Here is a 24,202-nt window from a genome sequence, read left to right as displayed (position 1 = left end):
ATAGGGTTTTGTTGAGATGTAATAGTCAATTCTGGTATCGGCCTGTGATGTAGGGACCTCCAGGGTTCGGTGAAGCCGGTTCCAGATTTTTTCGATGCCACGGACATCATTCCGCCGGGAATTGTTCGCCGATGTTGCGGCGCGGGCAAGCCTCTCCTAGACTCCTCCCGGGGCGTGATTTTGAGAGGAGCCCTGAAGTCTTCCGGAATCCGCGGAGCCACTGCGGGATGCCGAATCGAGGAGGTGTGATGACAGGGAAAGATCGTTCGGTCCTGGACCATCTGGTTTGGTTCAATCCAATGATACGAACAACTCTCCGGCATGCCGTCAATATCGATGAAGAGATGGCCAAGATTATTCTTGGACGAATGGAACTTGAAGTCATACAACAGGTTGAGCGGAATCCTGGCATCCCTCAGGAGAGGCTGGGAGGCATATTGCATACCCGCCTCCACGAGTTGATGGCTCGTTCCGGGTCGCTTCGAGCCGAGGGGGCCGCATCCAAGGCCCCTTCGGAGGGTGATTCGCCGACCGTGCCGGACGGTCCCCGCGAACGCGTCGAGGGTGTTCAAGTCAAGATTAGGGCTCGCACCGAGACCATCCGCCGGTCCCTAAACGACCTGGATGAGCTTCCCCGTGAGATTCTCCGCCAGCGTTATCTCAAGGGTCTCAATGATTCCCAGATCGCGAGCGAGCTCGATCTCAGTTCCGAAGTTGTGTCGAGAATGGCGGAAACGAGCCTGGTGAATTTGCTGGGGGTCTATCTTGGACCTGACGCCAAGACACTTCCGGCCACGTCAGAGCCAGGCTGCTGTCAGGATTTCTGGAGGGTTCCTTTTACCAACTATGTCCGGAATCAACTTGATCCCGATACGACCCATCTTCTTGAGAGCCAAGGATTCAAATGCCGGCGCTGCGGCGGTATGATCGTGTTGCTGCACACAATATTAGACGTCTTTCGATCCGGTGAGAGTGCGGCCGGCGGGACCCGCAAGAGCAACGCCGGCGAGGGGTTTCCGGAGCGGGAATCGATCGGCCGCAGCCGACTCAAAATCGTGGGAGGGGCTTTTGCGACCCTCCTGATAGGGATCATCGTTGCGCTCTTCGTCCAATCAAGTGTGGGGCGCGAGCAAATGATCGGTCCTTCACAGGAGATGACGATTCTCCAACCTGTGCCGGTGGATAGCGAATTTGCCATGCCGGCCGCTTCGCCCTATATCGGCGATTATGAGAGGGCCGTGACCGCCTATGAAAAAGGGCAGTATTCCGTTGCTCTGGGCCGGTGGGAGCGGCTTTACACCGAGGGCGTGCCGGTTCCCAACTTGTTGCTTTACCTGGGAGTCACGCAACTTCTCTCCGGCAAGGTCGAGGAGGCGGCCCAGACACTGGTGCGTCATGTTCCGCAGGGATCGGCGGGGATTCCCTATCACTTTTACCGCGCGCAGGCCCTGCTGATTATCGGGCGGGTCGAGGAAGCGCGGGAGGAGTTGAGAGCTGTACTGGCCGGCGGGGAGAGCTCGTATCGGGATGATGCGGAGCGTCAATTGACGACGCTTCTATCACCCCGACCGACTCACTAGATGCAAGGATTTCTTTGATCTCTTGAAGTTAGAGGTACCCTTCGATTTTCTTGACGATTTTGTCTTTCCGCTCGGCGCCGACAAAACGGCCGACTTCTTCCCCGGCTTTTAAAAAGATAACCGTCGGAACCGACATGATGGAGAACCGTTCCGCGATCTTGGGCGCCTCTTCAATGTCGGCTTTGCCGATAAAAATCCGATCGCCGTATTCTTCAGAGATTTCCGCAAGAATCGGTTCCAAAGCTTTGCAGGGACCGCACCAGGTTGCGCCGAAGTCGAGCATCACCAGCGCGCCGGCCTGAAGAGCCTCCGAATTGAAGTTGTCATCCGTCACCTTATTCAAAGCCATGCAAACCGTCCTTTCAGATTGATTCGTCCGTGGATTTCCGCCGCCCGGTTATCCGGACTCACTTGGAGGAAAATCGGCCGGATTCCGGAAGGGAGCAACAGATCGCCGGAGTAAAAACAAATTTACTATGCTATAAATATGATACCTGAGAGCCTGGGACGCAAGAGGGATCATCTCGGAATCCGCGTGGCGCGTCTCTCTTGATTCGTCATTTTGCCCACCTTGACAATCGCCTCGTTAAAGATTATCTAATGAGGGGTTGGCGGCATACCCACAGCAAATGGAGGCGTTCGTTGGCCAGAATCATTGAAGCTAAAGGTAAGGAAATCCTGCAAAAAGCGGGGCTCCCGACTCCGAAGGGTCGCGTAGCGACGACACCCGCGGAAGCCCGTTCGATCGCGGCGGAGATCGGGGGTGAATGTGTTCTCAAGGCCCAAATCCTTGTCACGGGGCGCGCGGCGAAGGGGTTGATACGTTTCGCCAAGGATGTCGCATCGGCTGAGAAGGAAGCCCGGGATCTTCTGGGGCGCGTCGAATCGAATCAGACGGTGGTGCAGGTTCTTGTGGAGGAGAAGGTCGATGTGGCGAAGGAATACTTCGCCGCGGTTCTGGTCGATGACCGCCTCCGCGCGCCGCGGATTCTTTTCAGCTCTCGGGGCGGATCGGGTATCGAGGAGATTGCGAAAAAGTATCCCGAATCGGTGATCGATGCGCCGATCGATATTCTCACGGGTCTGCAGGCTTTTGAGGCCCGCGATCTCGTCCGGAAGGTCGGCATATCCGGCCGGACGCTCCTGAAACTCGGCGATTTCCTGCCGAATTTGTACAAGGCTTTCCGGCAGGTGGAGGCGCGCACCATCGAGGTGAATCCGATCCTCGAAACGACGGATGGCCGTCTGATCGCGGGCGATTGCCATCTCACCGTCGACGATTATGCCGTCTTCCGGCATCCCGAGTTGGGGATCACCATGGCGCGGGAGCTGGATCACACACCGACGCCCTTGGAGATGGCCGCCTATCGCTGTGAACAGGAAGATTACCGGGGTACATTTTACTTTTTCCAAATGGCCCAGGGATTTAAAGCCGGCGAGGGTTATGTCGGATTCCACGGCGCCGGCGGCGGCGGCAGTATGATGAGTATGGATGCCCTGCAAAAATTTAATTTTAAACCCGCGAATTTCTGCGATACCAGCGGGAATCCTCCGGCAAGCAAGGTGTATCGCGCCGCTAAGGTCATCCTTCAACAAAAAGAGATCGACGGATACTTCGCCAGCGGAAGCGGTGTGGCAAGCCAGGAGCAGTTTCAATCCGCGCGGGGAATGATAAAGGCCTTCCGCGAATTGAATCTCTCCGTGCCCGCCGTGATCCGGCTCGGCGGCAATGCAGAAGAGATCGCCATCGATATCCTCCATAAGTACGGTAAGGATCTTCCCGCGCCGGTGGAAGCTTATGGCAAGGACGATTCGGCGGTCTTCTGCGCCGAGCGGCTTCGGGATCTCGTCGACAATTGGAAGAAGCCGAAGGCTGGAGCGGCGCCGGTGACTCGCATCGGGAATCAGGAGGCGCCGGACAAGCCGTACAAGTTTGCAACGATGACCGGCAGCCTGACGATCGATCATGCGAAGTGCGTGCATTGTACAAATCAGGTCTGCATTCCCGCCTGCCCAACGCAAATTCTGGCGCTGAATGACAACAAGGCGCCTGTCCTGGCGGTGACCGAAGAAGTGGCGAAAAAGGGCCGCTGCACCGAATGCCTGGCCTGCGAGCTGGCGTGTTGGGACGAGGCGGAGAACGCGATTCATATCGACCTGCCCATTCCCGGATTGGAGGAAACTTCCGCATGAGCATCCTCATTGACGGCACGAAGAAAGTTATTGTGCAAGGAATCACCGGGCGCGAGGGCATGGCCCGCACCAAGCTCATGAAAGAGTACGGCACCAATGTCATCGCCGGTTGCACGCCGGGCAAGGGCGGTGTCGAGGTTCTTGAAGTGCCGGTTTATGACACGGTGGGAGAATGCGTTGAGGTGCACGGCGGTGTCGACGCCAGCGTTATCTTTGTTCCGGCGCCGCTGGTCAAGGATGCGGCGCTGGAGGCGATCGGCGCCGGTGTGCCGTTTATCGTCATCGTGCCCGACCGGGTTCCGCTGCATGATGTCCTGACCATTTCACATGCGGCCAAGGAGCGGGGCGCCGTCTTTCTTGGGCCGAACACGCTGGGTTGTCTCTCGCCTGATAAGGCGGTGCTGGGAATGATGGGCGGGCGCGCCGCCGCGGCGAAGAAATTCTTCAAACCGGGACCGGTCGGTGTTTCATCCCGGAGCGGCGGGATCACATCATCGATAGCCTATTACCTCGGACGGAGCGGCGTCGGTGCGACTTCGATTGTACATGTCGGCGGCGATCCTTTGGTCGGACTGCCCCATCCGGAAATCGTCACCCGTTTTCAGGATGACCCTGACACGAAAGCGATTGTGATCTTCGGCGAGATCGGAACAACGCAGGAAGAGCAGGTTGCCGACCTGATGGAATCGGGGCGCGTCACCAAGCCGGTGGTCGCCTATATCGGCGGCAAGGGGGCGAAAGAGGGAACCCGTTTCTCGCACGCCGGCGCGATTATCGAGGGCGGACGGGGCACGCGCGAAGCAAAGGTGGAGCGGCTGACGGCGGCCGGCGCCCACCTGGTGGAGGATTTCGATGATATCCCCCGGGTGACCCGGGAGGTTTTGAAATCGATCGGTATTTCTGTGGATGCCTGAGCTGAGGAGGAATTGAGGTGGCCAGTGAAACCTGGAAAACTGCGATAACAAAAGTTGAGCCGAACAAACTGCTGCTGCGGGGATACCGGATTGATGAGCTGATGGGCAGGGTTTCCTTTGCCGAGGCGATCTTTCTCGCCGTTTCCGGCGAGCTTCCGACGCCGGCGCAGGCCAAGCTCGTTAACGCCATCTTTGTCAGTAGTATTGATCATGGCGCCACGCCGCCCTCGGCCTTGGGTGCGCTGAATGCCGCATCGACGCGGGCGACGCTCGGCGCTTGTGTGGCGGCGGGTGTCCTGCCGATCACACAGGTGCATGGCGGCGCCGGTGAAACGGCCATGCGGATGTTCTATGATGCCGGCAAGCGAGTTGAGGCAGGGGCCACGCCTTTAGAGGCGGCGGCGGCGATCCTCGCCGAGATGAAAGCTAAAGGACAGCGGGCCGCGGGATTCGGCCACCGGATTCATACCGAAGATCCACGCGCCGTGCGGTTGCTGCAGCTGGCGCGGGAGTCGAAGGTGGAGGGCCGGTATCTGGCGATCGGCGCGGCGTTCGAGGCGCAGCTGGAGCAGAGCCTCGGCAAAAAACTTCCTCTTAATGTAGACGGCGCCATCGGCGTGGTCCTCTGCGAGCTGGGTGTCGATCCGGCGTTGGGGAATGCCTTCTTTATCATTTCCCGTGTCCCGGGCCTTGTAGCGCACATTGTAGAAGAGATGAGCCGTGAGCGGCCGATGCGGCACATCGATATCAAGAATCATGAATATGATGGTCCGGCGGAGAGGCCGGTCAAAAACTGATTCGTTGCTCAGATTGAGGGCTTTTACCGGATTCTCTGTCCGACGAAAGGGGGATGGTGAAGTGGCGAAATATCGTGTGGCATGGCTTCCCGGAGATGGTGTCGGTGTGGATGTGATGCACGCCGCGCGCTTGGTATTGGATGGTATCGGTTTCCACGCCGAATATATCCACGGTGATATCGGCTGGGAGTTTTGGAAGAAGGAGGGGAACCCCCTGCCGGATCGAACACTCAGGATAATGCGACAAACCGACTGCGCTCTCTTCGGCGCGATCACCAGCAAGCCGAAAGAAGAGGCGGAAGCGGAACTCGATCCCTCATTGAAGGGCAAGGGCCTCATCTACTCGAGTCCGATCGTGCGTCTCCGCCAGGAGTTTCAACTTTACGCCAACCTGCGACCCTGCCGGGCGTTTGAAAACAATCCCCTGAACTACCGCGATGATATCGATCTGGTCGTCTTCCGGGAGAACACCGAGGGGTTGTACGCTGGATTGGAATTCCATCCCATCCCGGCGGCGGTCCGTGAGGTCCTCGAGGCGAATCACAAGAAGATGGCGCCGTTCAAAGCGACCGCCAATGAAGATATGGCGATGTCGATCCGGCTCTTCACCCGTGAGGCCTGCCGTCGAATTGTACACAAGGCCTTTACCTTTGCCAAAGAGCACGGCTACAAATCGGTGACCGTCGTTGAGAAGCCGAACGTCATCCGCGAGACAAGCGGCTTGATGGTTCGCGAGGCCCGCAAGGTGGCGGAGGAATTCAAGGGTTCCGGCGTCGAGTTGTGGGAAGCTAATGTCGACGCGATGGCGATGTGGCTGGTCAAGAATCCTCAGAATTACGGTGTTCTTGTTTCCTCGAATATGTTCGGCGATATCATTAGCGACCTCTGCGCCCAGCTCGTGGGCGGATTGGGATTCGCCGCCAGCGGCAACATTGCTGATAAGTACGCCGTCTTCGAACCGACGCACGGCAGCGCTCCCAAGTATGAGGGGATGGATAAGGTCAACCCGATCGCCATGATCCTTTCCGCCAAGCTGATGCTCGATTGGCTGGGCGAGAAAGAGATGGCCCGAAAAGTCATGCAGGGCGTGGCGAATGTTGTGAAAGAGGGCAAGGTGCGCACCTACGACATGGGCGGCTCCAGCAAGACCAGTGAAATGGCTGCAGCGATCGCCGAGGCGGCGAAGAAGGCGTAGGATCGCGGCGCGTGCTGGGGCGATAACAGCAGGCTGAAAATCCCCTCTTCGTGAAGGCGAAGGGGGGATTAGTGGGCCCTACCAAGCATAGCAACCATCAGTTCAGTGATCTTGTCGCGATAATCCGGTTTGTGCTGGGTGATCGGTCGTCCCGCCCACGGGTCGGGGCTCGTGGGAAAGGCCGGAACCTTGTTGATGGGATATATACCGGGGACAGCCTAACAGTCTCGAATAGAAGGAGTTAAAGTTTTATGAAAAAATAGTTTGATATAACTTTCGGCTTACCGTAAAATATTAGGTGTGGCGAAAACAGATAATCAAGGAGGCGGGGAATGACATTGACCGATACGTTGACAGCCAGCTTGGAGGACTATCTGGAGGCTATTTTTCACATCATCGCGAAGAAAAAGGCGGTGAGGCCTAAGGATATCGCCAAGCGGCTGAGTGTCAGCAACTCCTCTGTGACGGGTGCGCTCCGCTCCCTGGCCAATAGACAACTGATCAACTACGCCCCATATGATGTGATTTCCCTGACACCCATCGGGGAGACTGCCGCAAAAGACGTGGTCCGTCGCCATGAAGTCCTTCGTGATTTTTTCGTCAAAGTGCTTGCCGTGGAGGAGCTAGATGCAGACAAGGCAGCTTGCCTGATGGAGCATTCAATTCCACAAGTTATCCTGGAGCGGTTTGTCCAGTTCGCTGAGTTCGTTGAGGTTTGTCCCCGCGGGGGCACCAAGTGGATCGAGGGATTCGGTTACCAATGCGATCAAGGCGATAAAATGGAGAACTGTGAAAAATGTATTTCAGTGACCCTTGAAGAAGTAAAACAACGCAGACAGAAAGGTGGCCGAAACGCGGTGACAACAACCAAGTTGAAAGACTTGAAACCAGGCCATAAAGGCAAAGTGCTGAAAATCAATATCCGAGGCGAAATGAACAAGCGGATTGTCGAGATGGGAGTCACTCCCGGGGCCGTCGTTGAAGTGGAGCGTGTAGCCCCATTAGGCGACCCTATTGACATTAAAGTAAAAGGCTATCATCTCTCTCTGCGGAAAGACGAAGCCGAGGGGATCGAGATTGAAGAGTTGTAGGTGGCCGTCAAATCCGATTGAGAGGTGCCGGTAATGCCGTTGACCATTGTACAAGCAGGTAGGCGGGTGCGGCTCGTTTCCGTGGAGGCGGGCTATGGGCTCCAGGGCAGGTTGACTGCCATGGGCCTGATCCCAGGCGCGGAGATTAAAGTTCTCCGAAATTCAATACAGGGACCATTTCTTATAGAGGTGAAGGGCGGTCGCATAATGCTGGGCCGCGGAATGGCTCAGAAGATCATGGTCGAGTAATTTTATTATTATATAGTTTCGGCGTGCCTAAATATTTGCGTGGTACCGAAGACGCTTGCCGCTAAAGGGGCAGGAGGAAGGGAGAAGACCATGAAGCCCAGGATAGTCGTCGCCCTTGCGGGCAATCCGAACTCCGGGAAGACCACCATTTTCAACGGCTTGACCGGCGCACGCCAGCATGTCGGGAATTATCCTGGTGTGACGGTGGAGCGCAAGGAAGGGTCCCGCCGTCACGGCCATATCGAACTACAAATTGTAGATCTGCCCGGGACATACAGTCTGACCGCCTACTCTGCCGAGGAACTGATTGCCAGAAACTTCATCATCAACGAAAAGCCGGATGTCGTCGTTGATATCCTCGACACCTCGAACCTCGAGAGGAATCTATATCTCGCGGTTCAGCTCATGGAACTCGACATACCTCTCGTGCTGGCTTTCAACATGAGTGACATGGCCAAAGCCCGGGGATACGAGTTCGACATTGATAAATTCTCACAGTTCTTCGGAGCCCGTATCGTACAGATGGTCGGGAACAAGGGTGTAGGGACGGAAGAACTTCTTGACGCTATCACATTAACTGCAACTGAGGCTGGGCCGAATGCAAACCGCAAAGAGGAAGGGTCATCAGCTGGCTCTTTTCTCTCCAATTCCTTCAATTTTTCCAATGCCCACAATGTGCGCATTCGAGGGCCTCATCATAGGATGCCGGTCATGAACTATGGACGGGAGATCGGAGAAGAGGTTGCGAAAATAGAATCCCTGATTCAAACAAATGGTTCGGTCACCGGGGCGTACGATACACAATGGTTGGCCCTAAAACTACTTGAAAACGACAAGGAGCTACGAGCCCAGGTTGCATCCTCTGAAGTCAACGAGCAAGTCGATAAAAGTGCGGCCCACATTGAGAAGGTACTCGGTGAATCCTCCGAAACCGTGATTGCTGGAGCCAGGTACGGATTTATCTCCGGCGCTTGCCAGGAAGCGGTCCGTTCCACCATTGAGATCCGCCACATGTTCTCGGACAGGATAGATTCTATCGTCACGAACCGCCTTTTTGGCATCCCGGTTTTCCTTGGATTAATGTATCTCGTTTTTCACTTAACCTTCACCCTGGGAGGTCCCCCCATGGGATGGATTGAGGGGCTTTTCGGCTGGTTAGGCGGGGCCGTCGAAGGTTGGTGGCCGAACGGTTCAGAGAGTTTACTGAAGTCTCTCCTGGTGGATGGCATCATCGGCGGTGTTGGCGGCGTTATCGTGTTTCTACCCAATATTCTACTGCTGTTCTTGGCCATCGCGGTCCTTGAAGATTCCGGTTACATGGCGCGCACGGCGTTCATAATGGATCGCTTGATGCATAAAATCGGCCTTCATGGAAAAAGCTTTATCCCCATGTTGATCGGTTTTGGTTGCTCGGTTCCGGCAATTATGGCGACACGAATGTTGGAGAACAGACGCGATAGGCTTGTCACCATGCTGGTGGTGCCATTGATGAGTTGCGGAGCACGCTTGCCCATATACGCGCTCCTAATCCCTGCTTTTTTCCCACAGGTCTGGCACGCGCATATGTTGTGGATTATCTATATGATTGGAATCGCCCTGGCAATTCTTGGCGCGAAGCTTCTTCGCGGCACAATATTGAAGGGTGAATCGGTTCCGTTTGTTATGGAGTTGCCACCGTACAGGGTGCCCACAATCAAAGGTCTGTTGATTCATATGTGGGAACGTGGCTGGCTCTATCTTAAAAAGGCGGGAACAGTCATCCTTGGCATTTCAATACTCTTGTGGGCGATGACAACATTTCCCGCCTTGCCGGATGGGGAAAAAGCCCGTTTCGAAAATGAGCGGCGAACTATCCAGGTTAACTTCTCGGAGAATAATGAAGAACTCGCCGGCCATCTTACCACCATTGACCATGCCGAAGCCGGAGCGGCTTTACAATATAGTATAGCCGGTCGCATCGGCCATGCCATGGAACCGCTTCTCAAGCCCATGGGGTTTGACTGGAAAATAGGCACTGCCCTCATCGGCGCATTTGCCGCCAAGGAGGTCTTTGTGGCCCAGATGGGGATCGTCTACTCCGTAGGTGAAACGGACGAGGATTCTGAAACGCTCAGGGACAGACTCAAAAGCACCTACACTCCATTGGTTGGATTATGCATTATGCTCTTCTGTCTTATCAGCGCGCCGTGCATGGCAACCATCGCAATCACAAGACGGGAAAGCAACTCGTGGAAGTGGGCGCTATTTCAACTAGGGGGACTCACCGCTCTGGCTTATGTAATAACTACAATCGTGTTCCAGGTCGGCAGATCCCTTGGGCTCGGTTAGGAGATAAATCCATGGGTGAGACAATCGTTGTTTATACAATTATCGGCGTGGCGCTGGTTCTCATGGGAATGTCGTTCTTTCGGATTTTTACAGGCAAGAATGAAGAATGTAAGAACGGTGGGACCGGATGCCCTTTTTCTGACAGTTGTCGCGAGTCTTCCGGTAGAGCTTTTCCAGGGCGGAGCGGCGGGAAATGACTGCTTACGAAGCGATGTCTAAAAGTATCGAGGATATCCAGGCGCGGCTCAAGGAGCACGAGTGCCTTCTTAACGGATTGAAGGAAGGATGTGAGGAAGCGGATCTGGATTTCCGTCTCGTGAGCTGTCCTCATAAGCGACGCCTCACGGAAACACTTCTGAAGACAGTTGAGGTTTTGGAGGAATCGAGGAAAGCCTTCAAGTCCAAGCAACTTGAAGCACTACGGAAGAGGTTGATCGAGGTATTGGTGGAGAACACCTAACCCTCGGGAATAGAAAACAAGTCCTACGGCCCGGCGCTGGGAGCTGGGAAGTGAGGGCGTGATGATATCGGCAGGAAATGCCGTGTTCGTCACGTCCTTTTTGTTTGTTCACGAGTTACAAAAGGAGTAAGAAAGCATGAGCAAACCCGGAATATCAGTGATCGGAGGATTGATGATCCTGCTTTCAGCTGGCCCAGCATTCGGTCAGGCATATTGGTCCGAGAAGATTGATATCGCGGTTGGAGCAACCGGGGTACTCCAAGCCTCATCCGGTATGAAAGACAGCCTGAGCCCGGAGGGGGATGTGACCGATGGTTCTATGTCATTCGATTTAGAGTTAGTCTTGCCGGTTGTACAATACGGAAAATTCTACTCACTATTTGAAACCGGAGCAGGAGATGGTATCGATGGCGACATTCTCACCCTAACTGGCTTCAACGACGATGCGGATGACGATCAGAATAGTAGACTCACTGAGTTATGGTATGAGCATATCTGGTTCGGTGCGCGCTTGCGGTTTCGTGGAGGCAAGGTCGATCTCACAACCGACTTTGATGCCAATGAGGTTGCCAACTGCGGGACCGATCAGTTCCTCTCCAGCGGGTTTGTGAATAACCCGGCCGTGGAATTTCCTGACGACAATGGCTTCGGAGAGATGCTGTGGGTTTCACTTTGCGATCTTTGGAACATCGGTGTTGGGGTTGCAGACGCTGATGCGGACTGGGATAACGTATTCGAGAATGTCTTTTCCATAGTGGAGCTGGATTTCAAGCCGAAGATCGTGGAGAGTCAGGGTAATTTCCGAATTTATAGCTGGTTCAACGGCAAGGATCATGAACGCCTGAAAGACCCGGCCAAGACTAAAGAAGACAATTATGGGTTTGGCCTGTCGTTCGACCAGGAGATCAACGAGGTTATGGCGCAATTCGTCCGGTATGGATGGCAGCGCGGCAGTGTTTCACAAGTTGAGCATGCCTGGAGTGCTGGGCTTCAATGTTCCGGAAAACTCTACGGCCGGGAGGCAGACGCTTTTGGTTTGGCATGCGGGATGGCCATCATTGGGCATGATTGGAAAGATGTCGATCAAATGAATGGCATCAATTCTGGTGATGAGCACCACGTGGAACTCTATTACCGTTTCAAGGTTAGCAAACAACTGAACCTATCTCTCGATATCCAGCGGGTGAAAAATCCCAATAGCGACAGAGAGAATGATGACGTTTGGGCTCTTGGCATGAGGGTACAGTTGTTCTTTTAACATAAGACATTGCAGCCGGTTACGATTACCAACGAAATCTTCCGCCCTCTTCTTAACGGGAAATTGACGAATGCTGTGTAAATCGTAATTTTAACCTGCGTTTTGCACACAATGCTGGTGCCATGAATGTATGATTACTCGGAGTATCTCAAAGGAATTGATCAAACGTCGAGTTTTGGGAAGCCAATGTCGACGCGATGGCGAATATGTGATAGCGATTTGCGGTAGCGAACAATAGGAAAAGCAATCCCCTCTCTGCCGGCGTGGAGGGGGGATTTAGTATAGCGCCTTGATCATTCCCCAGTTTGTTTTATGAGCCGGGGTGGGCTGGCAATCCCCGATGCCTGAGAACTCCCGGATTCCAAGATTTTTGCAGTTTTCATGAACATCCGTGACATGTATCCAACCAGGTCCCCCTTCGAGACCTTCCTGGAGCTTTGTCCGAGAATGCCCTGCATCCGGTCCATTCCCATCCGCCTCCACATATAGAGGATAAAGGCGGCGAAATCCCGCAAAGTGCAAACCGTTTGATGTACAACATCAAAACATTGCCCGGAGCGGGTCCCGGAAGAGGATCCCCCTCCGGATCTGAGTCCCAAACATAAACATCGATTCGAAAATCGCTGGAGACATCTTCTTGAGTCAGCATGAGTTGAATACCGCAGACATAATCGGAGTCATAGCTTTCGGCCCAGGCTCCAGAATCAATGGGTGGAGCGGGACCCCCAAATATCCAAGTAGATCCATCCTCGAAAGAACCATCATCGTTTTGCTGCAATGTCGTCCCGGGGCAAACATCATCGTCCGGATCGGGAACGACCCAGGTGTCTTCACTATAGCCAAGACCGCGGGCTTAAGCCTCGTCAGCCGTTGTATAGGAAGGCAGCGAGACTCTCAGGCCAAGAATCAGGGAAAGGGCGACCAGCGCATGCCGTTTCATGACACCCCCATTTCAAAGGTCATGGCGGAATCACCATTCGAGCTTAAATATTATAAGCTCTTTTTTGGAGGAGTCAACGGCGTTTGGAGAGGATCTGATGGCACCACTAATTATGGGGTGGGAATCCGCTTCCTTTACCGGCTACAATCCCATTATTCCCCGATCAATGACGGATCCCCGGCGCTTGGGGGGCCGGATGGAGGCCATGTGAAGAGAGACCGGATTGTCGCCCAACCCGTAATCATAGGGGCGCTGATACTCCTCGTCATGGCGGCCTGCTCAGAAGATCCCTCCGGACCATCCCATAAGATGAGCGTCACCTTCAACACCGATACACTGATGATCGAGCGCCTTCAGGTCGGGAACGATACGACCTTAACAATACCGGTTCACTTTTCCGGAGCCTCAACGGTAGGGTCCCTCCGCTTTCTCGTCACCGATCCCCATTTCCGTGTTGAACCTGAAGTATGGGAATCCCCCGATCCTTTGCCGGAGGCACTGGCTGTCGGTCTCGTCACCACGGTCGCGGATTCCTACGCCACACAGATACAGGTCGTCGCCTCAAACGAGATGATAGGAGCCATCACGATTGCCGCCGTCGCGTGGAGCCCTTGGGCGTCGCTTCGTGTGACACCGGGCCTGATTGATTTCGGACGTGTCTTTCCGGAAATTGAATCCCTGCGGAGTGTGAGGTGTGAAAATTCATCTCTCGCGGCGACAGCCTGCACGTTATCCGTCATTCAACCGATTCAAGAGCTGGAACCGATCCCCGGGATCGTCATTTTGCCGCCCGGCCGTTCCGAAGAGCTTCGTCTGCAACTCACTTGTGATACGGAAGGATTCCGGGTAGGAGATCTGGAGATCGTCTCCAATGATCCTTTCCAGCCGCGGATCCGCGTGGAAGTAAAGGCCGAATGCCGCGGTATCCCACGATTGGAAGGCTGGCCGGACAGTTTGGATTTCAATACGACGGCTTTGCATATCGGCAAACCCCGGGCCTTTACCTTATACAATTATGGAAACGGCTGGCTGGAACTGGAAGCGGTCTCTGTACCTGAAGAAATTGCGCTCTCGCATGCCGCCGCGACAATCGAGATCGGCGACTCGCTGCGTTTGGATGTCATGTGGATGCCGGTCGAGCCCGGAAGGCTCGCCGCCGTGATGGAATGGCGCACCAATGAAGAATCTCCCGAACATTCAACGGTGCTTACCGGACAAACAGTGCATGGGATCCTCCCCGGAGAGGGATTGGGCGGTCTAAGACTCGATATGACGCCCGATGATGTCCATAGGGAATTCGGCCTTCATGATTATGAAACCAAGGAACCCTTTTGTCTCATAGGGTGGCATTTTGACTCCATGCAGGATGTTGCTTTCTTTCCCGCCATGCGCCCGGAATGTGACATCGTCGATCCGGACGCCGAAGCATTCGAAATCGGCGGTGACGGTGCTTTCGCCGGGCGCACAGAGGCCGGCACGGGGATCGGCAGCACTTTTCAAGAAGTTCAATATGAATTCGGCCTGCCGGATACGATGCACAATGAAGGTCCGAACAGATGGGTTGGTTATCCCGTTCGAGGGATTCTATTCCTTTTTGAAGATAACCGGGTCACGGCGATCGATGTTTTCCGGCCGGAGGATTGGAAGAGAAAGAAGAGATTCAATCCGTTCGGCTGAGAGAATCAAGAGCGATGGTTTCGACGATTATGAAACCTCTAACGCATCGGCCACAGAATCCGATCCCATAATGTACTGAAGCAGCCGCCCGGCGCAAAGCCTGGCCCCGGCGCGTTCGAGCGGCCTGGTTTCCAGCAGGGAGATATACTTTTCAAAATCCCCCTGAACGGAAGTCTGCGCGCTGCGTTGCCACCGATCCGCGAGGCTGGTTTTGTTGGGGGATCCGGCGAGCCGCGGCTCTCCGTTCAGCCATTCCCCGATTTGCTTCATGATCTGCTTGTACAATGAACCGTTATAGAGACGGTCACGGAGGATGGCCGGATCCGATTCCAACTCTGCGCCCTCGGCGATCCTTCCGGCGAACGGGAAGATATATTCCGATGTTGCGGTGAGGCTCTTGTCCCCATTGCAGAGTTTTGTGTTATACGGCTTTAAATTGGCCGGGAAATGGGTGATATGTATCGGGAGATATCCGGTATAATGCAGGAGCGCCCCTTCATATTTAGAGCCCAGATAATAACCGAACTCAACGGAGAAACCGCGCCGGCGCAGGATGCCGACGGCGTCACGGTAGGTGATCCGGGGATGATTGGAGCGGATCATCCGATCCAGGCGCGTCATGTTTTCGCCGTTAACATCATCCGCCGTTAAAGTCGACGCGACATTCTTTACGAGCGTTTCCTGAAAATCGCAGATTTCGTTCAGGCTCATATTGCATCGCACTGTTTCAAAAAGCTTAGCCTCAACCGGCGGTATGCCGGCCGGACATCCATGGTTCATGGCTTCGATACGTTCACAATAGGCGGAGGAGTGGCCGTTGTTGATAAGCTGATCAAGATGCGGCCAGCTGGTCTGACGGGAAAAAACCGGCTCCCCCGCATCATTGAATTCTACAATTGAACCGGCGGTTCCGTTCGATCCGATGGCGGAGGTGAGATTGGGGAGATGGGATTCCAGGCAGGCATCGCAGGAGAAGAGATCCCGCACTTTTTGCAGAACCATGCTCTGAACCTGAATCTTTCTCTTTAGAGGGATGGCGCTCCCGCGATGATGTGTCGGGAAAGGCTCGTCGCTTTCCGACCACTGGATGCCGGACAGCCCCAGACGGCGGATCATGCCGGCGGGGGAGGGCGCGGGAGAGGGGTTTATGGGATTAAAGACTCCGGATGGGGGCATCTCATTTTCTCCTTCCGGCGCTCACAGACGCCGTCTTAAAGGTTTTGTGGATGGCCGGAGGGAACCGGTAACCCGGGAGCCGGGACAAAAAAAAGAGCCCAATCGCCCGGCCGGGGAATGGGTTTCTTGGTTTTGAACCGTTTGGATCACGCCGTGACCTTCCGGGCTCGCGGGCCGCGGTTAAAGGATGTTTTCACTATTCTCGTCACCATTCGGGCCGGGTCAACTGAAATCCGAAGCATCCGAAATCAAATGAGGATTTCCTCGATCTAGAACTACCGGACTCTCTCAGCTATGATGGGAACTTCTGATGATCAGCATTGTGGAAAACAAGTTTGGGCCGTACCGACAAAGAGCGCCGGTGAAGTCACCGAGAGGCCGCGGAGGAGTCTATCGTGTCAACTCATTTATTTCCAAAGAGATACAAAATGGCGCCGGGCCGCTCTCGCACCGCAGGCACCCTCTTGGCCCTTGGCCTTTTCTTTTTGCCGGCGCTTTTGTTGGGAACTCTTCAGGCGCAGGATAATTTACAGGTCGCCGTTTCACTTCATCCTTCACATACGGCGATTCCCGCGGGCGGTTCAGGTGTTTTGGGAATTGTTCTCGACATTCCCGCCGGCCACCATATTCAGGTTAATGAATTCCTCTCCGCGCAAATTGTAGAACCTGAAGGAATCGATCTTGGGCTCATCCTTTATCCGCCGCCTCAGTCTTATGAAGGCGATCCGGTTTATACAGGGCGGCTGCTTCTCAAAACGCCGTTGTTGATCGGCGCTGATCTCGCCCCGGGATCGCAAAAGATAAAGGTGCTGGTCGAATACCAAATCTGCGCCGAGGAACCGATCTTCATGTGCTTCCCTCCGGATGGCGGGGAATTTGAATTATCGATCGAGATTCTTCCGGCGGCGTTGACGGCCGTTCTCAATAGCAATCCGGCGGTGACATTATTGGATCTCACGCTGGAGGATCAAACGGCCGACGCGGCGGCCGATGACGCGGGCGGCGACAGCGGCTCCCTGGCCGGGCGGGTGGAGAAAGCCCTCGCCCAGGGTTCCTGGGTCGCGTTCCTGCTGATCTTCCTCGGTGGTGTCGCGATGAGTTTCACACCCTGTCTCTATCCGATGATCCCCATCACCATCAGCTTCATCGGCGGCCGGAGCAAAGGGAAGCTCAGCGGCTTTATCCTTTCCCTCTTCTTTGTCCTGGGCATCGCGCTGACCTATTCGATTCTCGGAGTTCTGGCGGCGCAGACGGGGGCGCTCTTCGGCTCGGCGATGCAATCAACGCCGGTGCTGCTTCTCGTCGCGGCGGTCCTCTTTATCATGGGAATCAGCATGCTCGGCGCCTTCGATATCGCCCTCTCATCCTCCGCGCAGACAAGACTCCAGGGTGGCGCCCGTCGCGGCGGTTTTCTCGGAGCGATTCTCATGGGGATGGTCACCGGGTTGGTTGCATCCCCTTGTGTTGGACCCGTGGTCATTGTTCTCCTCACATGGATCGCCAAGGCCGGGAATGTCTTCCTCGGTTTCTGGCTCATGTTCACCTTTGCTGTCGGTATGGGGATGCTCTTTCTCTTGCTTGGAACCTTCGCCGGCGCGATCAATGCTTTGCCCAAATCGGGTGTTTGGATGGCAACCGTCAAGCATGTTTTCGGCGTCATGCTCATCGCCATGGGCCTCTATTATGTAAAACCTCTCATCGGCGATACAAATTTCAAGCTGCTGGTCGGCGCTTTCACAATTTTTGTCGCCACCTTCACCGGCGCCTTCCATCGATTGGCCGAGTCTCCCTCATGGGGATCCCAGTTCCGCAAGGGGCTGGGGATGATTCTATTTGTTGTGGGGATCTATCTCCTGTTGCTCGGCCTGCTTCAAGCTGGGAATGTGCAACTCGTCGGCGCCGGCGGCGGCGCGGCGACCCCGCAAATCGAAGCCGAACCCGACTGGGTCATGTCGGATGAGGAAGGGTTGATCTTGGCGATGGAATCAGGCCGGCCGGTATTGATTGATTTCTATGCCGATTGGTGCGGCGCCTGCCGTGAACTGGATGAAAAGACCTGGATCGATCCCGCCGTCATGGAGGAGCTGGAGCGATTTATCGTGGTGAAGCTCGATTTCACTGATCGCACACCGGCGCAGCTGCAGAAGCAGACGGATTATGGCGTGCGCGGGCTCCCCACCGTCATCCTGCTGGATTCCGACGGCGAGGAAATTATACGATTCGCCGGGTTCAAAGAGCCCGAAGATGTGCTCGAGCTGCTGCGAGGGATTGAATAAAATCGATCGCCCTTCCACCGGGAGATCCGGGGCCGGCCTCGGCCCGGGTCTGTATCCGCCATATCCAGGCTAATTCCTTTTGTGGCATAACGTTACCTGAACCACCCTCAGGGTGGGAGGGTTGGCCCTTGCAAGCACGGTTTTTGGGGCTCCGACGTTTGATCAGAAATGGGATCCCCTCTCGTATCCCCATTGCCGGCAACCGGTTGCCTATATGGCGGCTGTTTGGAACGGAACCTGCGAAAGAAAGGGGCGGGGGACATCATCTGGGGCCGGTGGATTTTGCCGATTTGGTTCATCACCCCCAAGAGGTCTCTCCTTTCCATGGTTGTCTTCGGTTGTGTGGCTGCCAGAGGCGCGCGGGGTCTCGATCCACATCAGATGGATGGGGACCCCGCCGTACATGATCCTGCTATTTCTCCAGTTGCATCGATTCGATGGATCCATTATCCAGGGATAGAGATCAATACAGTGAGCCGCGGTTAAACGGGGAGTTCGATTCATGGCCGAAAATAGAGGATGTGATTCCTGCCATCTGCGCGCCAAGTACGACGGCAACCCGGAATCGTTTCTGGGCCGGATTTGGCGATGGCATATCAATTGGTGTCCTGGGTGGAAGAAATTCTTTAACTCTCTGCCGGATGAAAAGAAGGCCGAAGTGGCGAAGACGTACAATTTCAAAAAATATCAGTAACTCGACGCCTGTTTAGTTGCCGTTGATTTTTCCCCTCTCGGTGCGCGATTCCAAAAAGCGCGCCAGGCGGTGGAAATCGGAACCCGGCCGCAAGTATCTCACCTCGGTTTTCAGTGTTTTCGGATTGACGAGATTGCGGAAGGGAACATAGTGCAGATCCAGTTGTCCCGATGTGCTGACCATAAATCCCGAGAGGTTCTCCTCAACCAGCGCCCGGTAGGCGCCGATTCCCAACTGGCTTCCAAGCATCACATCGAAGGCATGCGGCAGGGCGCAGCGGGCTTCGTATCCAATCTGAAGACCGGTGACCTTGCGTTTTCTCCCGGTTCGCCGGGTATATTCCTTCTCAACCATATGGGCGAGAATATATCCCATATCGATTTTTCCGATGGAGATATGGCCATGCTCATCCTTATCGATGTCACCGATATACTTTTCAGGAAGCAACTCCGCCAAACCCTCGGCCAGAACGACGGTGCCGAATAATTTGCCCTCACGCTCCTCCCGCCAGATCATCATGTCGACAATCTTGTCGACGATCCCTTCCACTCGGAGTCGCTTCTCTTTCCGTTTCTTGCCGTGTTTGTCCCGGACGATATCGTCTAATAAGAGACTTTCATCGATATCCTCAACACTGAAGATCATATTCGCCTCACCGGCGATTCCGACGCCATAGGATAACCACCCGGCCTTGCGTCCCATGGCCTGGGCGATGAAATAGCGGTTGCTGGCCTCAGCGTCGGCCCGCAGATTTTTAACCTCTTTGGCGAGGAAGTCGACCGCTGTAAAATAACCGAATGTAAAATCGATACCCTTGTAATCATTGTCGATGGTTTTCGGCAGATGAATGACCTGGATCCGTTTTGCATTCTTCGGCAGTTTTTTCTGGAATTCGTGCAGGAGATTGGCCGTTTTCAATGTGTCATCGCCGCCGATGGAGATCAATCCGTCGATACCCAGGTCAACCAAAGCGGAATAACAATTGTGCAACTTCAATGATCTCTTAGGATCCGACAGGTCGCGCGGCGTGCGGATCTCCGAGCCGGGGTTGGCGCGGGATGTTTTGATGAGAATCCCTTGTGTGTTCCGGACACCGGTTACCTCTTGAACGGCGAAGTTGCGGTAGTGTATCCCCTTTTTGAGCCGGTAGGTGACCGGATGATACTGCTCCAGATGGCGGTATCCGTCCTGAAATCCGATCACTTCCCGGCCCGTGTCGAGAAAGGATATCGCGGCGGAACTGATGACGGCGTTGGCGCCGGGCGCCGGACCGCCGGCGAAGATGATCCCGACCCGCTGGATATGATTCCCCTTGAGAACAGGCTGGGCGATGGTTCCCTGAGGGAAAACACCAGGCGGCAGGGGCGTTGGGCTCTTTCGCGTTGCTCGCCGGACCGGTTGCTTGGCCGGTTCATTTTTCTTCGCGGAAGGTCTTGTTTTCGAGGGGGGCAGAGCTCTTTTCTCTTTTGCCGTCCTTGAAGATTTTCCAGTCCTGATGGGCCGCCGCGCATGCTTCATTCCTCAACTCCTTGTTCCCGGTCTGCCGAAAAGGGGCACTTGACTCCTGTCTGAGGTATCGGACGGGAAATCGAGATCCAAACTTAGGGTGATCAGACTCTACGAAGGCCGCTTTTATGCTTACGATTGTCATCATTTGAAATCATATCCTACCCCGGGGCCATCTATTATGATACTATCTTAGTGTGCTGCATCCTGGCCGTTCATCGTTATATCGGGTGCGGACCGAGCGGTTTACGGCAAGTGTTCAATCTAACCTAGGGGAGGGGGATCATGTATTCCTTGCTGTCGCAAAGTATATTTGGAAGAGGACTCATATGGCTGAGCGCCGCTTTGTTGCTGCTGGTTGTGGCGGGCGGAGCGAACAGCGCATGGATTCCCTTGGATGGATTCGAGGGAGACGGCGTGGATGTGCAGCTGCTCGAGTCATCAGCCAATCGCATTGTCATTGATTATACATTACCGGGCTTTTACGCCGATCCGGTGGAGATCAATGGCGCCACTTATTACCAGATCACGCTGCCCGGTGAGAGCAACAGTCTTGCTGCGGGCATGCCTGAACTGCCGTTCATATGCCGTTCCGTCATCATACCCGATCAGGCGAGAATGGTGGCCCGGGTTCTCAGCATCGAAACGGAGGAGTTTTCCGGGATGCCGGTGATTCCCTCCAAGGGAAATCTCATGCGGACGGTGAATCCAGAAGACGTTCCGTTTGAGTTCGATGCGGATTATTTTGCAAACCAGTTATATCCGGAATCGCCGGCAGGATCCGATGATCCATACATTCTGCGCGATTATAGAGGGATGGTGGTCCGGGCGATGCCGTTCCAGCTGAACGGATCCGCCGGCACCCTGCGTGTCGCTCATCACTTGACCATTGAGCTGGTCGCCGATGGGATCGATCTCACAAACTCCATCGATCGCGACGCGCCGCCGGATGTAGTGATCAGCGGTTTTGCCGAGATCTATCAGCACCACTTCCTCAACTATGGTTGGGATCGTTATACGCCGGTGCAGGAAATGGGGTCGATGCTGATCATTACCTACGATGCCTTCCATGCGACCATGCAGCCTTTTGTCGATTGGAAGAATCAGCAGGGGATCGCGACAACGATCATTGATGTTTCCACTATCGGAAATACTTACACGGCGATCCGCAACTATATTCAGAATCTCTATGACGCTCCGGGGAGTGATCTGGGGTATGTTCTGCTGGTAGGGGATGGACCTCAAATTGCGTCACCCTCGGCCGCCGGCGGGGAATCGGATCCGACCTATTCATTGCTGGCGGGAGGCGACCGCTATCCCGAGATTTTCATCGGGCGTTTCTCCGCTGAGACAGCGGCACAGGCTCAGACCCAGGTGGATCGCACCATCGCGTATGAGCAGACACCGATGGCCGGAGCCGATTGGTATCACAAAGGAACAGGTATCGCTTCCGACCAGGGTCCTGGAGATAACGGCGAGTATGACAATCAGCACATGGATGTCATTCGCGGGAAACTTCTAAATTACGGATATTCCCATGTTGATCAAATTTACGATCCGACAGGGTCGGCCGCGCAGGTTTCGGCCGCTCTCAATGAAGGCCGGAGCATCATCAACTATACCGGTCATGGATCCGAAACGTCCTGGTCATCGACCGGTTTTTCAAACACGCATGTCAATGCCTTGACCAATAATTGGATGCTTCCCTTTATCATTAGCGTTGCCTGTGTCAACGGTGATTTTGCCGGCATGACCTGTTTTGCTGAAGCCTGGATGCGCGCGACCAACGGCGGAACGCCGACCGGCGCCATCGCCACATATATGTCGACGATCAATCAGTCATGGAACCCGCCGATGCGGGGCCAGGACGCGGCCATCGATCTTCTCGTTAATAATGAGATGTTCCGGATGGGCGGCATCTGCTTTAACGGCTCCTGCGAGATGATGGACGTCTATGGCGCCAGCGACGGTGGGGATATGTTCCTGACCTGGACGATCTTTGGCGATCCGTCCGTACTGGTCCGGACCAAGACGCCCGAGGTGATGACCGCATCTCATGACGGCGCGATGATGATCGGGCTCGACCAGTACGCCGTGACGGTTCCGGGCGTGGCGGGCGCGACCTGCGCTCTCTATGCCGGCGGCGTTCTCTACGGCGCGGCGATCACCGACGGCTCGGGCATGGCGACGATTTCATTGGACCCGGTGCCGGGTGAGCCGATGACCTTGACCCTAACCGTCACCGCGAGCAACAAGATTCCCGTCATCGAAGATGTGGAAGTGCTGCCTCCTTCCGGTCCGTTCGTCATTTGTGACGGGATGAATATTGATGACACGGGGGGCGGCGACGGCGACCACATCTGCGACGCCGGCGAAACGATCGATCTGACGATCACTCTACGGAACTCCGGTGTCGAGAATGCGACCGACGTCACGGGCGAGCTCACCACCACGGATCATTACGCCGATATTATCGTGGGAAGCCAGAGCTTCGGTGATGTGCCGGCCGGCGGGACCTCTGAAAACAGCACTCCGTATCAGATCTCACTTGCCGGAAATACCCCCGATGAACATTCCATCAATTTCACGCTGATGGTTCATTCGAACGAGGGTGATTGGGAGCGCGCGGTTAACATCAATGTGATGGCGCCGATGATCCGCTATCTCGCGCAGGTCGTCAATGACGACCCGCCGCTGGGGAATGGATCGGGCTGGATCACGCCGGGTGAGGGGTTTGCCGTGACGCTGACCCTCTATAACGAGGGGCATGCCGATGCGAGCGACATCTCGGTGAATCTCACCGGTATCAATCCGTATATCGAGGCCCTCGGCGGCGCGGCAACGTGTACAAATATTCCCGCTGAAGGTCAAGCCGAGCTGACGCCTCTCGAGCTGAGGGTCCTGCCGGGATGTCCAATTCCAACGGTTCAGAACGCCTTCTGCGCCGTCCAGGCCGACTATGGCTATTATGGCACCTTCAACGTCCCCGTTAATGTCGGCGGCTTCTCCGATCAATGTGAAATGGATATGGGATGGACGCTCGGCGCCGCGGATGACGACGCATCGGCCGGTCTTTGGATCCAAGCCGATCCCATCGGTACGGTTTATAATGGCAACACGGCGCAGCCCGAAGACGATTACTCCAATCCGGGAACGATCTGCTTCGTCACCGGCAATGGTTCCGTCGGTGGCGCGGCCGGGGAAGCGGATGTCGACGGCGGCAAAACGACTCTGCTCACACCGGTCTTTGACCTGGCGCATGTCGCCGCCGCGACGTTCGAGTACGTGGTCTGGTACACGAATGATCTCGGCAACAATCCCAACCAGGATTACTGGGATGTGCAGGTGACGGCGAACGGCACCGATTGGGTCGATCTCGAGCACACGATGACGAGTATTGACGATTGGGCCGCCCGGTCCTTCGATCTGGGAAGCTTCATCACATTGTCGGATGCTGTTCAGATTCGGTTTGTAGCCTCTGATGAGGGCTCCGGTTCGCTGGTTGAGGCCTTGATCGATAATATCGTCTTGACCGTCACCGAATCTTCGAGTGATGTCGGCGAGGCGCCGATCCGACTGTCGTTCCGCATGGGTGATATTAGTCCTAACCCGTCAAACGGCAAGGCTCAGATCCGGTATGCTGTTCCGGCGCAAACCGTCATGGATCTCAGTGTCTATGACATTTCCGGCCGATTGATCCGTACATTGATTCATGGGGCTGTGGATCCAGGCGAACATCAGCTGAATTGGGACGGTAGAACCAATGCCGGCCATGCGGCGGGTTCGGGGATCTACTTCCTACGGATGCAGGCGCCGGGATTTACACAGATCCGCCAGATGGCGATTGTTCACTAAGTCGGACGATTTA

At 55.1% G+C, this 24,202-nt stretch carries 18 protein-coding genes; 15 read left to right on the top strand and 3 right to left on the bottom strand.

Annotation, left to right across the window (positions count from 1 at the left end):
- Positions 1-248 precede the first annotated feature (248 nt).
- Positions 249-1,580, top strand: a complete 1,332-nt coding sequence (locus KJ970_04180) for a hypothetical protein (GenBank protein MBU2690102.1) — start codon at positions 249-251, stop codon at positions 1,578-1,580.
- A 28-nt stretch (positions 1,581-1,608) separates the two neighbouring features.
- Here the strand turns inward: KJ970_04180 and trxA are convergent, their stop codons facing one another.
- Entirely contained in the window at positions 1,609-1,923 is a 315-nt protein-coding gene (gene trxA, locus KJ970_04175; GenBank protein ID MBU2690101.1) for a thioredoxin, read from the bottom strand.
- 299 nt (positions 1,924-2,222) lie between these two features.
- Here trxA and KJ970_04170 point away from each other — a divergent pair, with 299 nt between their 5' ends.
- The 11 genes from KJ970_04170 to KJ970_04120 all read left to right on the top strand — a co-directional run bounded on the left by KJ970_04170 (position 2,223) and on the right by KJ970_04120 (position 14,682).
- Positions 2,223-3,773, top strand: a complete 1,551-nt coding sequence (locus tag KJ970_04170; GenBank protein MBU2690100.1) for an acetate--CoA ligase family protein — start codon at positions 2,223-2,225, stop codon at positions 3,771-3,773.
- Positions 3,770-4,687: a succinate--CoA ligase subunit alpha gene (locus KJ970_04165; protein MBU2690099.1), complete on the top strand. Its 918-nt coding sequence runs from the start codon at positions 3,770-3,772 to the stop codon at positions 4,685-4,687. The genes KJ970_04170 and KJ970_04165 overlap by 4 nt, the downstream gene beginning before the upstream one ends.
- Positions 4,688-4,704: 17 nt before the next feature.
- A complete protein-coding gene (locus tag KJ970_04160) occupies positions 4,705-5,484 on the top strand; it encodes a citryl-CoA lyase (protein ID MBU2690098.1) in 780 nt (259 codons plus the stop codon).
- A 61-nt stretch (positions 5,485-5,545) separates the two neighbouring features.
- Positions 5,546-6,679 (top strand): isocitrate/isopropylmalate dehydrogenase family protein, encoded by a 1,134-nt coding sequence (locus tag KJ970_04155; GenBank protein MBU2690097.1) that lies wholly within the window; start codon positions 5,546-5,548, stop codon positions 6,677-6,679.
- 332 nt (positions 6,680-7,011) lie between these two features.
- Positions 7,012-7,770 carry a DtxR family transcriptional regulator gene (locus tag KJ970_04150; protein MBU2690096.1) on the top strand — a complete coding sequence of 253 codons (759 nt, stop codon included), beginning with the start codon at positions 7,012-7,014 and terminating at the stop codon, positions 7,768-7,770.
- 33 nt (positions 7,771-7,803) lie between these two features.
- On the top strand, positions 7,804-8,019 hold the full coding sequence (locus tag KJ970_04145) for a ferrous iron transport protein A (GenBank protein ID MBU2690095.1): 216 nt from the start codon (positions 7,804-7,806) through the stop codon (positions 8,017-8,019).
- Positions 8,020-8,058: 39 nt separating this feature from the next.
- On the top strand, positions 8,059-10,347 hold the full coding sequence (feoB, locus tag KJ970_04140) for a ferrous iron transport protein B (protein MBU2690094.1): 2,289 nt from the start codon (positions 8,059-8,061) through the stop codon (positions 10,345-10,347).
- 11 nt (positions 10,348-10,358) lie between these two features.
- The gene (locus tag KJ970_04135) at positions 10,359-10,544 is read left to right on the top strand and encodes a hypothetical protein (protein MBU2690093.1); all 186 of its coding nucleotides are present in this window, start codon (positions 10,359-10,361) and stop codon (positions 10,542-10,544) included.
- A complete protein-coding gene (locus KJ970_04130; GenBank protein MBU2690092.1) occupies positions 10,541-10,807 on the top strand; it encodes a hypothetical protein in 267 nt (88 codons plus the stop codon). The genes KJ970_04135 and KJ970_04130 overlap by 4 nt, the downstream gene beginning before the upstream one ends.
- Positions 10,808-10,943: 136 nt before the next feature.
- Positions 10,944-12,065, top strand: coding sequence for a carbohydrate porin (locus KJ970_04125; protein ID MBU2690091.1), 1,122 nt, complete (start codon positions 10,944-10,946; stop codon positions 12,063-12,065).
- A 928-nt stretch (positions 12,066-12,993) separates the two neighbouring features.
- The gene (locus KJ970_04120) at positions 12,994-14,682 is read left to right on the top strand and encodes a hypothetical protein (GenBank protein MBU2690090.1); all 1,689 of its coding nucleotides are present in this window, start codon (positions 12,994-12,996) and stop codon (positions 14,680-14,682) included.
- A 27-nt stretch (positions 14,683-14,709) separates the two neighbouring features.
- Here KJ970_04120 and KJ970_04115 read toward each other — a convergent pair whose 3' ends face one another.
- Entirely contained in the window at positions 14,710-15,858 is a 1,149-nt protein-coding gene (locus KJ970_04115; protein ID MBU2690089.1) for a hypothetical protein, read from the bottom strand.
- Between the two features lie 395 nt (positions 15,859-16,253).
- Between KJ970_04115 and KJ970_04110 the strand changes: the two genes are divergently transcribed.
- Together KJ970_04110 and KJ970_04105 are read left to right on the top strand one after the other, a co-directional pair.
- Positions 16,254-18,134 carry a thioredoxin family protein gene (locus KJ970_04110; GenBank protein ID MBU2690088.1) on the top strand — a complete coding sequence of 627 codons (1,881 nt, stop codon included), beginning with the start codon at positions 16,254-16,256 and terminating at the stop codon, positions 18,132-18,134.
- 502 nt (positions 18,135-18,636) lie between these two features.
- A complete protein-coding gene (locus KJ970_04105) occupies positions 18,637-18,828 on the top strand; it encodes a hypothetical protein (protein MBU2690087.1) in 192 nt (63 codons plus the stop codon).
- 12 nt (positions 18,829-18,840) lie between these two features.
- On the opposite strand, the gene KJ970_04100 is transcribed toward KJ970_04105, so the two are convergent.
- Positions 18,841-20,346, bottom strand: a complete 1,506-nt coding sequence (locus KJ970_04100; GenBank protein ID MBU2690086.1) for a 6-phosphofructokinase — start codon at positions 20,344-20,346, stop codon at positions 18,841-18,843.
- A gap of 273 nt (positions 20,347-20,619) precedes the next feature.
- Here KJ970_04100 and KJ970_04095 point away from each other — a divergent pair, with 273 nt between their 5' ends.
- The gene (locus tag KJ970_04095; GenBank protein MBU2690085.1) at positions 20,620-24,189 is read left to right on the top strand and encodes a T9SS type A sorting domain-containing protein; all 3,570 of its coding nucleotides are present in this window, start codon (positions 20,620-20,622) and stop codon (positions 24,187-24,189) included.
- Positions 24,190-24,202: the final 13 nt, after the last annotated feature.

The organism is Candidatus Eisenbacteria bacterium (genome assembly GCA_018831195.1).
Lineage (GTDB): Bacteria > Eisenbacteria > RBG-16-71-46 > CAIMUX01 > JAHJDP01 > JAHJDP01.
This window is presented reverse-complemented; position numbering and strand designations above follow the sequence as displayed.

Bases quoted from the DNA above. Each gene is read 5' to 3' on its own strand.
- KJ970_04115 (MBU2690089.1), bottom strand. From the start codon at position 15,858: ATGCCCCCATCCGGAGTCTTTAATCCCATAAACCCCTCTCCCGCGCCC.
- KJ970_04150 (MBU2690096.1), top strand. From the start codon at position 7,012: ATGACATTGACCGATACGTTGACAGCCAGCTTGGAGGACTATCTGGAG.
- KJ970_04135 (MBU2690093.1), top strand. From the start codon at position 10,359: ATGGGTGAGACAATCGTTGTTTATACAATTATCGGCGTGGCGCTGGTT.
- KJ970_04095 (MBU2690085.1), top strand. From the start codon at position 20,620: ATGTATTCCTTGCTGTCGCAAAGTATATTTGGAAGAGGACTCATATGG.
- KJ970_04100 (MBU2690086.1), bottom strand. From the start codon at position 20,346: ATGAAGCATGCGCGGCGGCCCATCAGGACTGGAAAATCTTCAAGGACG.
- KJ970_04130 (MBU2690092.1), top strand. From the start codon at position 10,541: ATGACTGCTTACGAAGCGATGTCTAAAAGTATCGAGGATATCCAGGCG.
- KJ970_04120 (MBU2690090.1), top strand. From the start codon at position 12,994: ATGCCGTTTCATGACACCCCCATTTCAAAGGTCATGGCGGAATCACCA.
- KJ970_04145 (MBU2690095.1), top strand. From the start codon at position 7,804: ATGCCGTTGACCATTGTACAAGCAGGTAGGCGGGTGCGGCTCGTTTCC.
- KJ970_04165 (MBU2690099.1), top strand. From the start codon at position 3,770: ATGAGCATCCTCATTGACGGCACGAAGAAAGTTATTGTGCAAGGAATC.
- KJ970_04180 (MBU2690102.1), top strand. From the start codon at position 249: ATGACAGGGAAAGATCGTTCGGTCCTGGACCATCTGGTTTGGTTCAAT.
- KJ970_04125 (MBU2690091.1), top strand. From the start codon at position 10,944: ATGAGCAAACCCGGAATATCAGTGATCGGAGGATTGATGATCCTGCTT.
- KJ970_04105 (MBU2690087.1), top strand. From the start codon at position 18,637: ATGGCCGAAAATAGAGGATGTGATTCCTGCCATCTGCGCGCCAAGTAC.